The sequence below is a fragment of the Pontibacillus chungwhensis BH030062 genome, assembly GCF_000770675.1.
Taxonomy (GTDB): Bacteria; Bacillota; Bacilli; order Bacillales; family BH030062; genus Pontibacillus; species Pontibacillus chungwhensis.
The window spans coordinates 26,462-41,340 of sequence record NZ_AVBG01000022.1 but is presented as its reverse complement, the minus strand read 5'-3'; the positions used below and the strand labels follow the sequence as shown (position 1 = coordinate 41,340).

The window sequence follows — 14,879 nt, the reverse complement described above, 5'->3', positions numbered from 1 at the left end:
AGACATTGACGTTACATGTTGTTTCGTTCAGTTTTCAAAGATCAAATGTAACTTGTCCTCTTGTCGAGGAAAGTAATTATATGTTATCACATGTCTTAACATGGAGTCAATGAAAAATTAACATTTCCTTAATATTTCTTTAACTCGATGATGACTTTGCTGTGCGTTATCGCGACAGCAAAAACAATATTACAGCATTAAACGAAAAAGGTCAATGAAATCATAGTATTTTTTTAAATTTATTTTAGATATGACTAAACTTAGCTATAATCCAATCAATAACATAGGTTTTAAAACTTTATCATAACACGAACCGACTCTAGTAATGCTAGGGTTATGAAGAATCCTGCTATGTATACGACAATAACGATCTATCATTCTACAAAATATGAAAGGGTCGCTATCTACTCAAAAAGATAGCGACCCTTTTATCTTACATAGGTTGAATATAATAGACAGATTGATGTTTCTTCTTTCTAATCATTTTAGCAGCCATCCTAACTCCCCTAAGATCGTCACTAATAAGCACGATCTCTTTTGTGCATTCGAATTGTTCCTTCAATGCTCTCGGCAGGTAGGATAGTGGAATGTTTTCCGCTTCCGGATACGGACTACGATGCGCTGACACATAGTCCCTTACATCAATTACACAATAGTCATCGGAAACCGACTGCTGATCGATTTTCTTCATATAAAGGAGGGGTGAAATAAACTGCTTCGTAATAAATAAAGCTAATAAAATGAATAATGCAATAAGACCTAAAGTTTCCATGCTGTAACCCCCTTGCAATTTATCATATAACTTCTCCGTTCCAACCGAGCATTCCTCCGGCTAAATTTGTAACCGTAAAACCATGCTGAGCTAAAAACAAACAAGCATTCATACTTCTAATTCCAGCCCGGCACACAATAATATATTCTTCATCTTTACGAAAGTAATCTAGTGAATCAGGAATTTGTTGAAGAGGAATATGCTTAGCAGAAGGAATGATACCTTGTGTAACTTCCTCATTTTCGCGTACATCTATTATCAGTGGTTGACCATTTTTATTTAACATTTTTTCTAATTCCATCGCTGTAATTTCTTGCACTTCGTACACGGCTAGCTCCCCCTTTTAACTTATGCACTGCCTTATTTTATATCATTTTTTCTTGAAGTCAAGAGATACGTTTATGGGTATTTAATCCGATCAGAATACTGTGTTTTAGCCCTTTTCTTCGTAATATGATAAAAAAAGAGACTGCTTTTTTAAAGCAGCCTCTTTTTGCACTTAGTTTGCAACAATATTTACAAGTTTACCAGGAACGGCAATTACTTTGCGTACGGTTTTACCTTCAATCCATTCTTGAATTGTTTCATCTTCCATCGCAAGTTTTTCAAGTTCTTCTTTAGAAGCATCTTTTGGCGCACTTACTTTAGAACGAACTTTACCCATAACTTGAAGGACAATTTCGACTTCGTCATCAATTAGCTTCGCTTCGTCGTGAACTGGCCAAGCTTCGTAACTAATTGTATCTTCATGACCTAGTATACTCCATAATTCTTCAGCTAGGTGTGGCGCCACTGGCGAGAGTAGCTTCGCAAACCCTTCTGCATATTGTGCAGGAATTTCATTAGCTTTATATGCATCATTTATGAAGACCATCATTTGTGAAATAGCTGTATTGAAGCGAAGCGCTTCAAAGTTTTCCGTTACTTTCTTAACAGTCTCATGGTAACTACGTTCAAGATCTGTACTTTGACTACCTTTTTTAACTTTTTCTGAGAGACTGCCCTCTTCTGTAGCAAAAAGGCGGTATACACGATCTAAGAATCGACGTGCTCCATCTAAACCATTTGTAGACCAAGCTACTGATGCTTCTAAAGGCCCCATGAACATTTCGTAGAGACGTAATGTGTCTGCTCCGTGTGTCTCGACGATATCATCTGGGTTCACAACATTTCCTTTCGACTTACTCATTTTCTCGTTGTTTTCTCCCAGGATCATACCTTGGTTGAACAAACGTTGGAACGGTTCTTTAGTCGGCACCACGCCAATGTCGTAAAGGAATTTATGCCAGAAGCGAGCATATAGAAGGTGAAGTACAGCATGTTCCGCTCCCCCAATATACATATCAACCGGTAGCCATTCTTTCAGTTTTTCCGGATCAGCTAATTGCTCGCTATTGTCCGGATCAATGTAACGAAGGAAATACCAGCAGCTACCTGCCCATTGTGGCATTGTATTCGTTTCACGACGGCCCTTCATGCCTGTCTCTGGATCTACCACGTTTACCCAATCTTCAATGTTAGCAAGCGGAGATTCGCCAGTGCCTGAAGGCTTAATGTTTTCTGTCTTCGGAAGTTCAAGAGGAAGATTTTCGACTTTTTCAGCTGTTACAGAACCATCTTCCCAATGAATAACCGGAATTGGTTCTCCCCAATAACGCTGACGGCTGAACAGCCAGTCGCGCAGACGGTAAGACGTTTTCTTCTCACCCTTACCTTCTTCTTCAAGCCATTCAATTGCTTTTTGAATGCCTTCTTTTTTATCAAGACCATTTAGGAAGTCAGAATTAATATGTTTCCCATCTTCTGTATACGCTTCTTTTTCAACGTCTCCACCCTCTAGAACTGCGCGAATTGGAAGGTCAAACGTTTTGGCAAATTCATAATCACGTTCATCGTGAGCTGGAACAGCCATGATTGCACCTGAGCCGTAAGACATTAGAACATAGTCCGCTACCCATATCTGGATGCGTTCCCCATTTACAGGGTTGATTGCATATGCTCCTGAGAAAACGCCTGATTTTTCTTTCGCAAGATCCGTTCGCTCTAAATCACTCTTCTTCGTCACTTCATTTATATAAGCTTGCACCGCTTCTTTTTGTTCAGCAGATACAATTCGTTCAACAAATGGGTGTTCAGGAGCTAGCACAGCATACGTTGCGCCGAACAACGTATCTGGACGGGTCGTAAATACAGTGAACGTTTCATCGTGTCCATCTACTTCAAAGTGAACATCTGCTCCTTCAGATTTACCAATCCAGTTACGCTGCATATCTTTAATACTCTCAGGCCAGTCCAGGTCTTCAAGGTCTTCTAATAAACGATCAGCGTAAGCCGTAATTTTAAGCATCCACTGTTTCATCGGTTTACGAACAACTGGGTGACCACCTCGCTCACTGACGCCGTCTACAACCTCTTCATTCGCAAGAACTGTACCAAGTGCAGGACACCAGTTAACAGCCACTTCGTCTACATAGGCTAATCCATTCTCATACAGTTTCGTGAAGATCCACTGTGTCCACTTATAATAGTTTGGATCTGTCGTATTTACTTCACGATCCCAATCGTAAGAAAATCCAAGTGCTTGAATTTGACGACGGAAGTTATCGATATTTTGCTGAGTGAAGACAGCTGGATCATTCCCTGTATCAAGTGCATATTGCTCAGCTGGAAGACCAAATGCATCCCAGCCCATTGGATGAAGAACTTCATAACCTTGCATGCGCTTCATACGAGAAACGATGTCTGTTGCAGTCATTCCCTCAGGGTGTCCAACGTGAAGACCGGCTCCTGATGGATAAGGGAACATATCTAGCGCATAAAATTTTTCTTTATCACTACTGCTGTCAGCTTTAAAGACTTTGTCACCAACCCAGTAATCTTGCCATTTCTTTTCGATCGATTTGTGATCGTATGCCATTCCTTTGACCTCCTAGAACTTGTACTGAATAATGTGATCTAAGTATAAAAAATAAACCCCTCGCCCCAAACTCTGGGACGAGAGGTTTTGAATACCCGTGGTACCACCCAAATTAACGCCAATTGACGCTCACTCGAATCCTTAACGCGGAGAACGGCGAACCTTACTCTTACGTTCAGGTGCGCAACATCAAAGGTGAGTTCATAAAGGCCAAGGATAGCTTTCACCAGCCGCTACCTCTCTTCTTACTTGACATCTTTATTACTAGTCCTTGTCACAGTTATTCAGACCGTTAGTATATGATAGTAAATTGTAAGCAATTCTTTTAACAATGTCAAGAAGACGACTCCCTAATTAAACAGCTATGTCGCGTTTCTTAAAGGAAGTGTACATAAGTGCATGAAAGATGACCAAATACATAAGTATGACCATTAACGAAAATAAAGGCGTTACATCGACAAACGGTTGACTAAGATGCATCGAAAACTCAACGTGTGAAAACAAAATATACTTAGCCCATTCATATTTTCTCAACATCATCATTACAGGTAACGTAGCGAAAGAGAAGAACATTGTAATCCCAATTGCCAATCCGCTTGAACGAAATAGTGCTCCTATTACAAATGCAATCGTCCCCATTACAACAACGTTTACCATGGCATAAAGATAACTTTGTAAGATCCAAAAAATTGCCGGCCACTCTGAAACTGACTCCCCATTCCAAGTCAAATGGGTGTAGGAATCATACGGGAAGTATATGAGTGATGCAACAAGTGAGGAAACAAGTAAAAGCAAAGCAATCGCAACAGAGAAGAGAAGTACCGTTACATATTTACTGTAGAGCAGTTTTGTCCGCGTGGCGGGTCGAATAGCCAGTAATTTAATTGTACCTTTTTGAAATTCATGAGCTAAAATACCTGACGCCACAATAATGACAAATAAAACGATTAAAGAAAAGAAGTTAGCGGAAGTATTCATAACATGCCAGAAACTCCCCACCTCAGCAGGCGCTAACCCTTCATCTAGACGATATTGGGCAAGTTCAATTTGCTCAACAGCATACTTATAATCAAGAGACGAAGGATCAGCTTCTGATTTTTGAGCTTCGTAAGTGTTTATTTGTTGCTGTAGTCGTTGTTCAGTAGTGTTAGGCCCAACAGATTCTTCCCGATGGCTGTAATCCCATTTCAAAACTCCAAAAATACTAAACACAGCAATGATAAGAATAATAGACATAATCCATGTACTCTTTCTTTGCATTAGTTTCATCCATTCATTACGAATTAAATTAACAAAATTAACCAACTTGCTCACCTCCTGTTACTTTCAGGAATTCATCTTCTAATGTTGATTTCGTGTTTGCAATTCCATAAACGAGGACCCCTTGTTCCACTAGCACTTTATTATACTCTGGTACTTCATCTTGAGATATTGATAGGGAAATAGATTGCTCATTTGCTTCAATCTCCACTCCTTCAAACGCTTGCTCCAAAACATCTTTTGCTTGAATAGGTTGTTTCACAGTAAACGTCCACTTCGTTTTCTCTGTTTCTTCTTTAACAGTACGAATATCAATCAATTTTCCTTTTTGAATGATTCCAACTCGATCACACATCAATTCGATTTCAGATAAAAGGTGACTTGAAACGAGAATACTCACCCCTTCTTCTTGAGCAATCTTACGTAAGTATGTACGAAACTCCCGAATACCTGCAGGGTCTAATCCATTGGTAGGCTCGTCCAAAATAAGAAATTTTGGTTTATGTAAAAGTGCTTGTGCTAAGCCCAGACGTTGTCTCATCCCGAGAGAATATGTTTTTACCTTTTCACCAATACGAGAAGTTAACCCAACTTGATCTATTACCTCTTGAATGCGTTCTTTCGTAATTCCTTTGTGCATTCTAGAGAAATGGATTAAGTTCTTATATCCAGACATGTAATCATACAATTCTGGGTTCTCAACGATTGCCCCCACTTGACTGATTGTTTTCTCATAGTTCTCAAGTAAAGAAGTTCCTCCAATGATTACATTTCCCGCAGTAGGTTTCATAAGACCTACCATCATTCGAATTGTTGTTGTTTTACCCGCTCCATTCGGTCCAAGGAAGCCAAAGACCTCTCCTTCATATAAGTCCAGGTCTAAGTCATGAATGATCGTTTTGCTCTTAATGTCTTTTCTCAACCCTTTAAGTTGTACAACTGATTTGGCCATGTGTTATTACCCCCTTATAATTTTCCATCTGCCCCTATGCACACACTAAAATTCGTACCTCTATTGCCAATAATGCCAGAAGCTAAAATAGAATCGTTCGTACTTCATTTGTTATACGTTACTAACCAGATTTAGTTCCAAGGTTCTTAGATTTTTTTACATTTTTTTCTTGACGAGAACACAAAGAGACCCTGCGTCTCTATACGCAGGGTACTTCACTTATCGCTGCTTATATTCCCCTAGATCTTCGTGATCCAAAATCATGTCGTTTAAAACTTGTGTCACTTGCAAATGTAAACGGTGAAGCTCATCTTTCTGTTGATGGTTGGCGCTATGCATAAGCTTTTGAATTTCAGTTTCTGCTTCTTCTAAACCAAGTTGAGCCTGACTATACTCATCATTTGGCTGGTAACCGACTTGGTTCGCCTGTTCTAATTGTTCTCTGGCAGCTTCCATCTTTCTTTTTGCCACTTCTACCATGTTTTCTACGGATTCACGTGTCGCCATGATTATCACCTCATTCCTATAATGTGCATCAGACCTATTCCTATGCATTTTCAATTCACTTTTGCTATTTGTATAGACATGCTACAATGCATCATAGGAAAATGCTTCGAAACACATCTTAAGAAGGAGATCTTACTATGTTGTACCGTATCTTAGATTATGCACATCATTTGTTAGAACAATCCATCGCCCCAGGCGAAACAGCCCTTGATGGTACAGCCGGAAACGGCCATGACACTGTCTTTTTAAGTAAGCTCGTTGGAGACAAAGGAAATGTCCTTTCCTTTGACATTCAGGAACAAGCGATTGAATCCACGCATGACAGGCTTGTTGAACATAATATTCATAATGTTAACCTTATAATGGATAACCATGCTCACTTCAAAAAGTATATAGATGAAGATGCCGTTTTAGGTGGGGCTATCTTTAACCTTGGATACCTTCCAGGCAGCGACAAAACGATTGTTACTGAAGCAGCCTCAACACTTGAAGCCGTTCATGGAATTCTCGACAGACTCAAGAAAAAAGGCCTTTTAATACTTGTTGTATATCACGGTCATGAAGGTGGCCAAGAAGAAAAGGAAGCTCTACTCAAATCCCTTTCAAAGCTAGACCAAAAACAATACAACGTTCTTCGTTACGGATTTTTGAATCAAGTCAATACACCTCCATTTATTCTCGCAATCGAAAAGAAGTAACACATTAACGCATAAAAGCGTGCCAGACACCCTTTATCAAACTAAAGGGTGTCTGGCACGCTTTATTATAAGAAAGCAAAATAAAGCCCGTCCTCTACGCGAGGGCGGGTTTTATTTTGTGATACAGTTTCGAGTTCATGTAAAAGAATTTTGCTTTTGTGCCGCTTACGCTTAATAGTTCTTTCACTATCGGACGGGCTCCTTGAAGCTTTTGAACTTTTGAATCAGCTAAGTAAAGCCCAACAAGCCCTTTTTGTACCATGTGATGAAAAGAAGCATGAGGAAGCGAATTAACATGTAACTTGGTTTGATCAATAAAGTACAGGAAACGTTCTTTCATATGATCTTCATGATCATAATATGTACAGAAATTTAAGTCCCCCGCTTCGAGATCTTCCTGCTGATCAATATAGTAATCCAACAATATATGGAGTCCCTGCATATATGGGAAATACCCATTATACACCTGCAACGCCACTTCCTTAGTCAAATGTTCTCCGTGAGCGTAGGAAACAAGGCAAAAGATCCCAAGTGTTGAACCAGAGCAAGCAGAAAACTCATACCAGCTAAGGTCTTTCCAACGCTCCTGATGGCTATCAAACCAACTCTTTAAACGAGGTAAACGTTCTTCCGTTTTCACATGCTTATGAACTTGCAAATCACAATACAGAGCCGCTAATTCATATACATAATCCTTGACTTGTGAATAAGTAGAAAGTTGCCCGAGTAAGTTCTGACATGTTTTCACTAGGTCTTCTAGGTACCCTCCATCATCCTTCTCTTCACGTTCTCTGTAATAATCGCCAATAGGATTTCCTGGTGTTAATGCATCCCTCATAGAAGTATGTAATGCTCGAAAGTCCCTGGGGTCTAAAGATGTACTCCTATCACACAAGTTATCTAAGTAATCCGAAATCGTCTGATAAGCAACTACAAATTGAATGACTTTATCCCGATTATCCCCTGCCAAAATCGCATAAATCGATCCCCCTTCACAATGGAAGGTTTTGTCTTCTATTGCATCGAGAGCTTGTCTCCGAAGCTCTTGGTTAGGAATCTGTTCTGCTCGTGCTTTCCAGTAACCTAATTCCTTGTGAACCTTAGGAAAAATATTCCGGTAAATCGTAGCCATTAAGGGAATGGCCCGTTTTGGTATGGAGCCCAAAAGAAGCAACCTCCTTTTTCATTACACTATTCTATAGATGCATCTCCAGGAATGATTTAGCATACTGAAATACATCATCTTGTTCGGGATCGTTAAAGATCTCATGATATAATCCTTCCCATTCTTTATAAAACTTTTCATGAATGTGAAGTGAATTAAACCATTTTTGTGTAGCGTCTTTATTTACTATTTTATCATCTCCAGCTTGCATCACAAGCGTCGGCACATTTTGATACTTGTCGATATTTCGAAAAGCTAGTTCAATCCCCTTCTCAAATTCTTTGTACCAGCGTACAGAAACTTTCTTTAACATTAAACGATCGCCGTGATCCCTCTGTAGCACACTTGTATTCCTTGTGACGTGCTCAGGGTTTAAATTGCCTTTTAGCTGCAATTTAGGTGCCACAATGTTTAACCCCTTAGCAACCACCTGAAGAGGCTTAGGAGGAGGGTTTTGAATCCCTAATCCCGGTGAGGAGAGTACTACAGCTTTAATAGGTAGCTCCTGCTCCTCAAGTAATCGAATAGCAGCAAGACCTCCCATACTGTGGGCAAGTAAAAAAATAGGTAAGTTCGTTTTTTGAGCTTCTTCCACCCAATTGCTAATCTCCTCTAAGTATTCTTCAAAACGGTCAATATGCCCTTTAACCCCCTCGTATTCTCCGTGAGCAGGAAGATCGCCATATATAACTTCATATCCTTCTCTCACCCAACGATTCGCCAAGTCATCATATCGACCTGAATGTTCAAAAGCCCCGTGAACAATCACCACGACCCCTTTAGCACCTTTTACAGTAATATGCTTCATACAATCTTCCTCTCTCCTATAGTCTTCTCCCTTTTGTTATACTTATAATATCAACACAATCGAATGGAGGATTCAAATGATCTACCCTTACAAAGGACATATGCCGACTATTCATGACACAGCTTACATTGCAGATGACGTTATTATTACTGGAGATGTTGTAGTAGAAGAGGAAGCAAGCATATGGTTTAAAACCGTCATTCGCGGAGATGTAGACCGAGTACATATTGGGAAACGATCCAACATCCAAGATCAGAGTATGCTGCATCAAAGTCCCGGGAATCCCCTTATTATAGGAGATGATGTGACAATAGGTCATCAAGTTATGTTGCACTCAAGCATCATCCGACAAAATGCCCTTATTGGAATGGGCTCTATTATATTGGATGGAGCTGAAATCGGTGAAGGAGCATTTATTGGAGCAGGCAGTTTAGTTCCCCCTAATAAAAAAATTCCCCCAAAAACACTTGCATTGGGACGTCCGGCTAAAGTTATACGTGAATTAACCGATGAAGACGTTAGGGATATGGAACGAATAAGAAGAGAGTATGTTGAAAAAGGGCAATATTATAAAACGATAACACCCAGTCGTCCCGATCTCTAAACTTCACCAGTTGAGGAGTCTCAATTGACTAGGAGGCATATGCATTTATGTATATTGTACTTTTCTCCACCTCTGTAGTTCTGGCAGTGCTACTTTGGACGATTAGTATGAAACCAAATCTACGAAACTCGTATAAGCGATTGCTTAAGTGGTATAGCGTTCTTTTTATTACTTGTTCTTTATTTACAGGAATGATTACTGTTCAAACACATAAAACAACGCTTCAAAGCTTATGGAACGAAACATCAAACGTTAAACATGTATCCGCGAACCAAGAAAAAACAGGGAAAGAGTTTTGGAGCGCTCCATTAATCGAAGACTATCACTTAAAACAGGAAGTCCATATAGAAATTCCTACCGTTACACAATATCCAGAACTTCCAAGAGGATGTGAGGTCACTTCTTTAAGCATGCTTTTAAGCCATTATGATTACGATGTTGATAAAATGATGTTAGCTAAAAAAGTGAAAAAGTCTGAAGAGGTGTATCAAAACATTGACGGACAAATTTATTATGGTGACCCAAATGAGGGGTTTGTAGGGAATATGTACAACCTCAATGAACCCGGATACGGAGTTTATCATAAACCTATTGCTTCTCTCGCTCGTCAGTTTGCAGGGAAGCGTGTTGATGATTTCTCAGGCGGGAGCTTTTACGAAATTCTTGAGCACCTCGATAACGGCCAACCCGTTTGGATCATCACTAACACCATGTACAAACATCTGCCAGATCACCTTTTCGAAGATTGGATAACTCCAAACGGAAAACAAAAGATTACGATGAAAGAGCACTCTGTTGTAGTTACTGGTTATGATTCGGAACATATGTACTTTAATGACCCTCTTACAGGCCAACAAAAAAAAGCACCCAGAAACGACTTTAAAGAAGCCTGGGTGCAAATGGGGAAGCAAGCAATCACCATTAACTAATGGTTAGCTTGCTTTTTGTTTGGTCTTCACTAATTAATTCTTCAAAAGAAAATTTCCGCTCAACGAAAATTTGATGCCATAACATAAACATAAGAACGGTCCATATCTTCCTAGAATAGTCGCCTTTTCCTTGAACGTGATCTTCGAGCAACTGAGACACAGCTTTCTTCTCAATCAGATGATCCGTTTCACTCTCCTGGATAAGTGTCTTCGCCCATGTGTTTAATTCATCTTTTAACCAATGACGAATCGGAACTGGGAAGCCAAGTTTCTTTCGGTCTAGCACATGATCGGGAACAATTCCTCTCGAAGCTTTACGTAAAATGGATTTCGTCGTACCATCTGCGATCTTCATATCAACCGGAATTTCGCGGGCCACGTTAAAGACTTCTTTATCCAAGAATGGAACACGAAGTTCAAGAGAATGAGCCATCGTCATCTTATCAGCCTTCAGTAAGATATCTCCACGCATCCAAGTATGAATATCAACATATTGCATTTGGTTCACAGGATGGTAAGCACCTGCATGATCATAAAGTGAACGCGTTAATGATTGATAAGAAGATTTACTATGATAATCCTTAAGCAATTGTTGCTTTTCTGCTTCTTCAAACATCTTTGCATTACCGATATAACGGTCACGTAAAGGTGTAGTTCCTCGCTCTAAGAAGCTCTTACCTTTCACACCTTCTGGCATTACTTTAGCTACCCGTTGAAGCAAACTCTTAGCTACACCAGGCATAGAATCAAACATTTTTAAAGATTGAGGCTCACGATAAATATTGTAACCACCGAATAATTCATCAGACCCTTCGCCTGATAACACAACAGTAACGTGTTTGCGTGCTTCACGCGCAACAAAGTAAAGAGGTACACAAGCCGGATCTGCTAGAGGATCATCCATGTGCCACATAATTTTCGGAAGCTTCTGCACATACTCTTCTGGAGTAATGATATAGGAGTGATTTTCTACCCCCAGTTTCTCTGCTGTTTCTTTTGCTACGTCCACTTCAGAGAATCCGTCGCGTTCAAAACCAACTGAGAATGTTTTTAAGTTGGGATTAAACTCGCGTGCCATCGCTACAATGATAGAGGAATCGATCCCTCCTGATAGGAAAGATCCTACTGGTACATCACTGCGCATATGTTTGTTCACAGAATCATACATAACATCTTGTATACGTTTAATCCATTCACTCTCGCTACCAGCTACTTGTGTAAAAGTAGCATGCCAATAACGGTGAAACTTAATGGCTTGGCCTGGTTTCTTAACGAAATAATGCCCGGGTTCAACCTTAGATATTCCATCTGTTAGGGTTAGAGGTTCGGGAACATATTGATAGCTTAAATAATGTTGCAATGCTTCTGTATTAACTAGTTCATTCTCCTGAAGCAGCGTGATGCTCTTCTTCTCTGAAGCAAAATAAGTGCCATTATGTTGCTCACTATAGAATAATGGCTTAATGCCGAATGGATCACGAGCTCCGTAAAATGTTTGCTCTTCTTTATCCCATATTAAGATCGCGAACATACCGCGCAGATAAGAAAACGCTCCTTCTTGCTTATCTTTAAACAAGGCCGCAATAACCTCTGTATCTGATTCTGTTTCAAATGTATATCCTTGTTTTTGAAGGTCTTCACGAAGTTCTACATAATTGTAAATTTCTCCGTTAAACACCATCCAAATTTTTTCATCATCATAGCTAAGAGGCTGATGGCCACTTTCTATATCGATTATACTTAAACGGCGAAAGCCAAAAGATATGTAGTCATCATGATAATACCCTTCATCATCAGGGCCACGATGAGTGATAATATCGTTTCTTCGCTTAAAAGACTGTTTTTGTTCTTCATCTACTGGAGATGGAACGTCTCGAATAACACCAATAAAACCGCACATACGAAGATCCTCACTTTCATTCTCACTTTGCTAATTCAGTTTATCACAAAATGGCTATAATTGTCAGACAACCCCTCGGTATTCTTAAGGTCCCGGGCTGGTTCTCTTTACATTCGTTTCTATACTTCACAACTATTCGGTATACCCGTGAATTTATAGTCGGTAACATCTAATTTGAAATTATACCATGATTATGACAGACTCTAACATTTTATCATGTTTTCGCATAAGGAAGGGCAAGGATTACAATTCAATGAAAAAAACCATGGCAATTTAACAAAAAAGAGCACGGAGTTGCTATGCAATTCCATGCTCTTACCTATACTTATAAGTTTGCTAGTTGTTTTAATTCTTCTGCTTTATCCGTTTGCTCCCACGGGAATTCAACGTCCGTGCGGCCAAAGTGACCATAGGCAGCAGTGTCGCGATAGATCGGACGGCGCAGATCAAGCATTTTAATAATACCTGCTGGACGAAGATCAAATTTCTCACGTACAGCTTCGACTAATGCTTCTTCTGAAACTTTCCCTGTCCCAAACGTATTAATTGAAATCGAAACAGGTTGCGCAACACCAATAGCATAAGCTAGTTGAACTTCACAAGAGTCTGCTAATTCTGCAGCAACAATGTTTTTAGCTACGTAACGAGCTGCATATGCAGCAGAACGGTCAACTTTAGTAGCATCCTTACCACTGAAGGCTCCACCACCGTGACGTGCATACCCGCCATACGTATCTACTATAATTTTACGGCCTGTCAAACCAGCATCCCCTTGAGGTCCACCGATTACAAAACGACCTGTCGGATTAATGAAGTATTTTGTTTGTTCATCAAGCAGTTCTGCAGGAACAATCGGAGCAATAACTTGCTCTTTTAGATCCTTTTGAATTTGCTCTAGCGTAATTTCTGGGTGATGCTGCGTGGAAATGACAATGGTGTCAATACGAACAGGGCGGTCATGTTCGTCATACTCTACAGTAACCTGAGTTTTGCCATCAGGGCGTAGGTAAGGAACGGTTTCATCGTTACGCACGTCAGACAAACGTTTCGCCAATTTGTGAGCTAAAGAGATCGGAAGAGGCATAAGTTCAGGCGTTTCGTTATTCGCATAACCAAACATGAGGCCCTGGTCTCCTGCACCAATATTCTCAATTTCCTTATCAGTCATTTGACCTTCTCGTGCTTCAAGCGCTTCGTTCACCCCTGCTGCAATGTCTGGTGATTGTTCATCAATTGCTGTAAGTACTGCACATGTTTCTGCGTCAAAACCATATTTAGCACGTGTATAGCCGATTTCCTTTATGGTATTACGGACGATTGATTGGATATCCACGTACGTATTTGTTGAGATTTCTCCTGATACGAGAACTAACCCTGTTGTAACTGTCGTTTCACATGCTACACGAGCGTTAGGATCATTTTTTAAGATTTCATCTAGTATGGCATCAGAAATTTGGTCACAGATTTTATCAGGGTGCCCTCCTGTAACTGATTCTGATGTAAACAAGCGGCGGTTTGCAGCCATTCCCTCAAACTCCTCCTTTAAAATACTCTTATCTTTGAGACGGAACTCATCACCCAGCTATCTATTCAGAAAAAAAGTAAACCAAAGTGCGTGTAAAATCTTTTCCTACATGAATTTACACTGATCTATTCTATACACCTGGAACAGTTTCGTATATTGTAAACGAATGAAAAAAACACATGAGAAAACGTCGAAATTCGCTATATCTAGCAAATGCCGATGAATTTCAATATACCTTAGAAAGCTTTTTGAAACCTTTCGAAAGTATAAAAAATCCCTTCCCATAACGAGCAAAGGGAAAGGGTCCATTCGCTCTTATCGTTCAAGGAGGTCTTCCTTGCATCAGGTTAGCACCTTTTCATCTAAGGATGACGGTTGCTGGGTTTCATAGGGCCTGTCCCTCCACCTTCTCTGGATAAGATAGTTTCCGTTCGCGACTTATCATAACGTTTTAGCCCTTTTATGTCAACTGAATATAGAGCGTTATCATTGCTTTATTGTATGCTACACGAACCACTTTTGCACTAAGTATAAACATGGAATTCAGACAAAGGGCGTACTGCTCATAGCTGACTTTGGAATTCGAAAATATTAAATCAAGGAAAAAGGTGGGTTAACATCGAAGTAATATATTAAATAGAAGTAAAGCGCTTGTCCATTGTCCATCTCATCATTTCAATAAGTCTATTGATTATAAGATTTCACCTTTTCTTTTACATTTGCAGTCACAATTTTGCCGTAATTTCATTATAAAATAGTATGGACTAATAAAATGAATGTGTTATACTAATGACACATTGAGTCTGATCCTATTCAAAAGACGGTATCAACTAAGAACAAAA

General features: G+C 39.8%; 13 protein-coding genes, 1 riboswitch and 1 other annotated feature. Of the genes, 3 read left to right on the top strand and 10 right to left on the bottom strand.

The window, feature by feature from the left end; all coding sequences use genetic code 11:
- Nucleotides 1-433: 433 nt before the first annotated feature.
- From N780_RS18400 to N780_RS18370, 6 genes are all read right to left on the bottom strand, one after another.
- Nucleotides 434-772 (bottom strand): rhodanese-like domain-containing protein, encoded by a 339-nt coding sequence (locus N780_RS18400; protein ID WP_036787572.1) that lies wholly within the window; start codon nucleotides 770-772, stop codon nucleotides 434-436.
- 22 nt (nucleotides 773-794) lie between these two features.
- Complete coding sequence (locus N780_RS18395; protein ID WP_036787569.1) at nucleotides 795-1,100, bottom strand: rhodanese-like domain-containing protein; 306 nt, start codon at nucleotides 1,098-1,100, stop codon at nucleotides 795-797.
- A gap of 171 nt (nucleotides 1,101-1,271) precedes the next feature.
- The gene (gene leuS, locus N780_RS18390; protein WP_036787567.1) at nucleotides 1,272-3,689 is read right to left on the bottom strand and encodes a leucine--tRNA ligase; all 2,418 of its coding nucleotides are present in this window, start codon (nucleotides 3,687-3,689) and stop codon (nucleotides 1,272-1,274) included.
- A 70-nt stretch (nucleotides 3,690-3,759) separates the two neighbouring features.
- Nucleotides 3,760-3,976: a binding site (T-box leader), on the bottom strand.
- A 67-nt stretch (nucleotides 3,977-4,043) separates the two neighbouring features.
- A complete protein-coding gene (locus N780_RS18380) occupies nucleotides 4,044-4,994 on the bottom strand; it encodes an ABC transporter permease (protein WP_036787562.1) in 951 nt (316 codons plus the stop codon).
- A complete protein-coding gene (locus tag N780_RS18375) occupies nucleotides 4,987-5,901 on the bottom strand; it encodes an ABC transporter ATP-binding protein (protein WP_036787559.1) in 915 nt (304 codons plus the stop codon). Before N780_RS18375 ends, N780_RS18380 begins: the two co-directional genes overlap by 8 nt.
- Nucleotides 5,902-6,120: 219 nt before the next feature.
- On the bottom strand, nucleotides 6,121-6,408 hold the full coding sequence (locus N780_RS18370; RefSeq protein ID WP_036787558.1) for a DUF2524 family protein: 288 nt from the start codon (nucleotides 6,406-6,408) through the stop codon (nucleotides 6,121-6,123).
- Between the two features lie 137 nt (nucleotides 6,409-6,545).
- Between N780_RS18370 and mnmM the strand changes: the two genes are divergently transcribed.
- Nucleotides 6,546-7,106 (top strand): tRNA 5-(aminomethyl)-2-thiouridylate-methyltransferase MnmM, encoded by a 561-nt coding sequence (mnmM, locus tag N780_RS18365; protein WP_036787555.1) that lies wholly within the window; start codon nucleotides 6,546-6,548, stop codon nucleotides 7,104-7,106.
- Nucleotides 7,107-7,200: 94 nt separating this feature from the next.
- On the opposite strand, the gene tbcS is transcribed toward mnmM, so the two are convergent.
- On the bottom strand, nucleotides 7,201-8,271 hold the full coding sequence (gene tbcS, locus N780_RS18360) for a tetraprenyl-beta-curcumene synthase (RefSeq protein WP_500038791.1): 1,071 nt from the start codon (nucleotides 8,269-8,271) through the stop codon (nucleotides 7,201-7,203).
- Nucleotides 8,272-8,302: 31 nt separating this feature from the next.
- Nucleotides 8,303-9,079 carry an alpha/beta hydrolase gene (locus N780_RS18355; RefSeq protein ID WP_036787554.1) on the bottom strand — a complete coding sequence of 259 codons (777 nt, stop codon included), beginning with the start codon at nucleotides 9,077-9,079 and terminating at the stop codon, nucleotides 8,303-8,305.
- Between the two features lie 76 nt (nucleotides 9,080-9,155).
- Here N780_RS18355 and N780_RS18350 point away from each other — a divergent pair, with 76 nt between their 5' ends.
- Nucleotides 9,156-9,683, top strand: a complete 528-nt coding sequence (locus tag N780_RS18350) for a gamma carbonic anhydrase (RefSeq protein ID WP_036787552.1) — start codon at nucleotides 9,156-9,158, stop codon at nucleotides 9,681-9,683.
- Nucleotides 9,684-9,730: 47 nt separating this feature from the next.
- Complete coding sequence (locus N780_RS18345; protein WP_036787550.1) at nucleotides 9,731-10,612, top strand: C39 family peptidase; 882 nt, start codon at nucleotides 9,731-9,733, stop codon at nucleotides 10,610-10,612.
- Here N780_RS18345 and asnB read toward each other — a convergent pair.
- Nucleotides 10,605-12,512: an asparagine synthase (glutamine-hydrolyzing) gene (gene asnB / locus N780_RS18340; protein WP_036787548.1), complete on the bottom strand. Its 1,908-nt coding sequence runs from the start codon at nucleotides 12,510-12,512 to the stop codon at nucleotides 10,605-10,607. The two genes, N780_RS18345 and asnB, sit on opposite strands and share 8 nt — an antisense overlap.
- 325 nt (nucleotides 12,513-12,837) lie before the next feature.
- Nucleotides 12,838-14,037 (bottom strand): methionine adenosyltransferase, encoded by a 1,200-nt coding sequence (metK, locus tag N780_RS18335; protein ID WP_036787546.1) that lies wholly within the window; start codon nucleotides 14,035-14,037, stop codon nucleotides 12,838-12,840.
- Between the two features lie 312 nt (nucleotides 14,038-14,349).
- A riboswitch (SAM riboswitch) is annotated at nucleotides 14,350-14,459 on the bottom strand.
- Nucleotides 14,460-14,879: the final 420 nt, after the last annotated feature.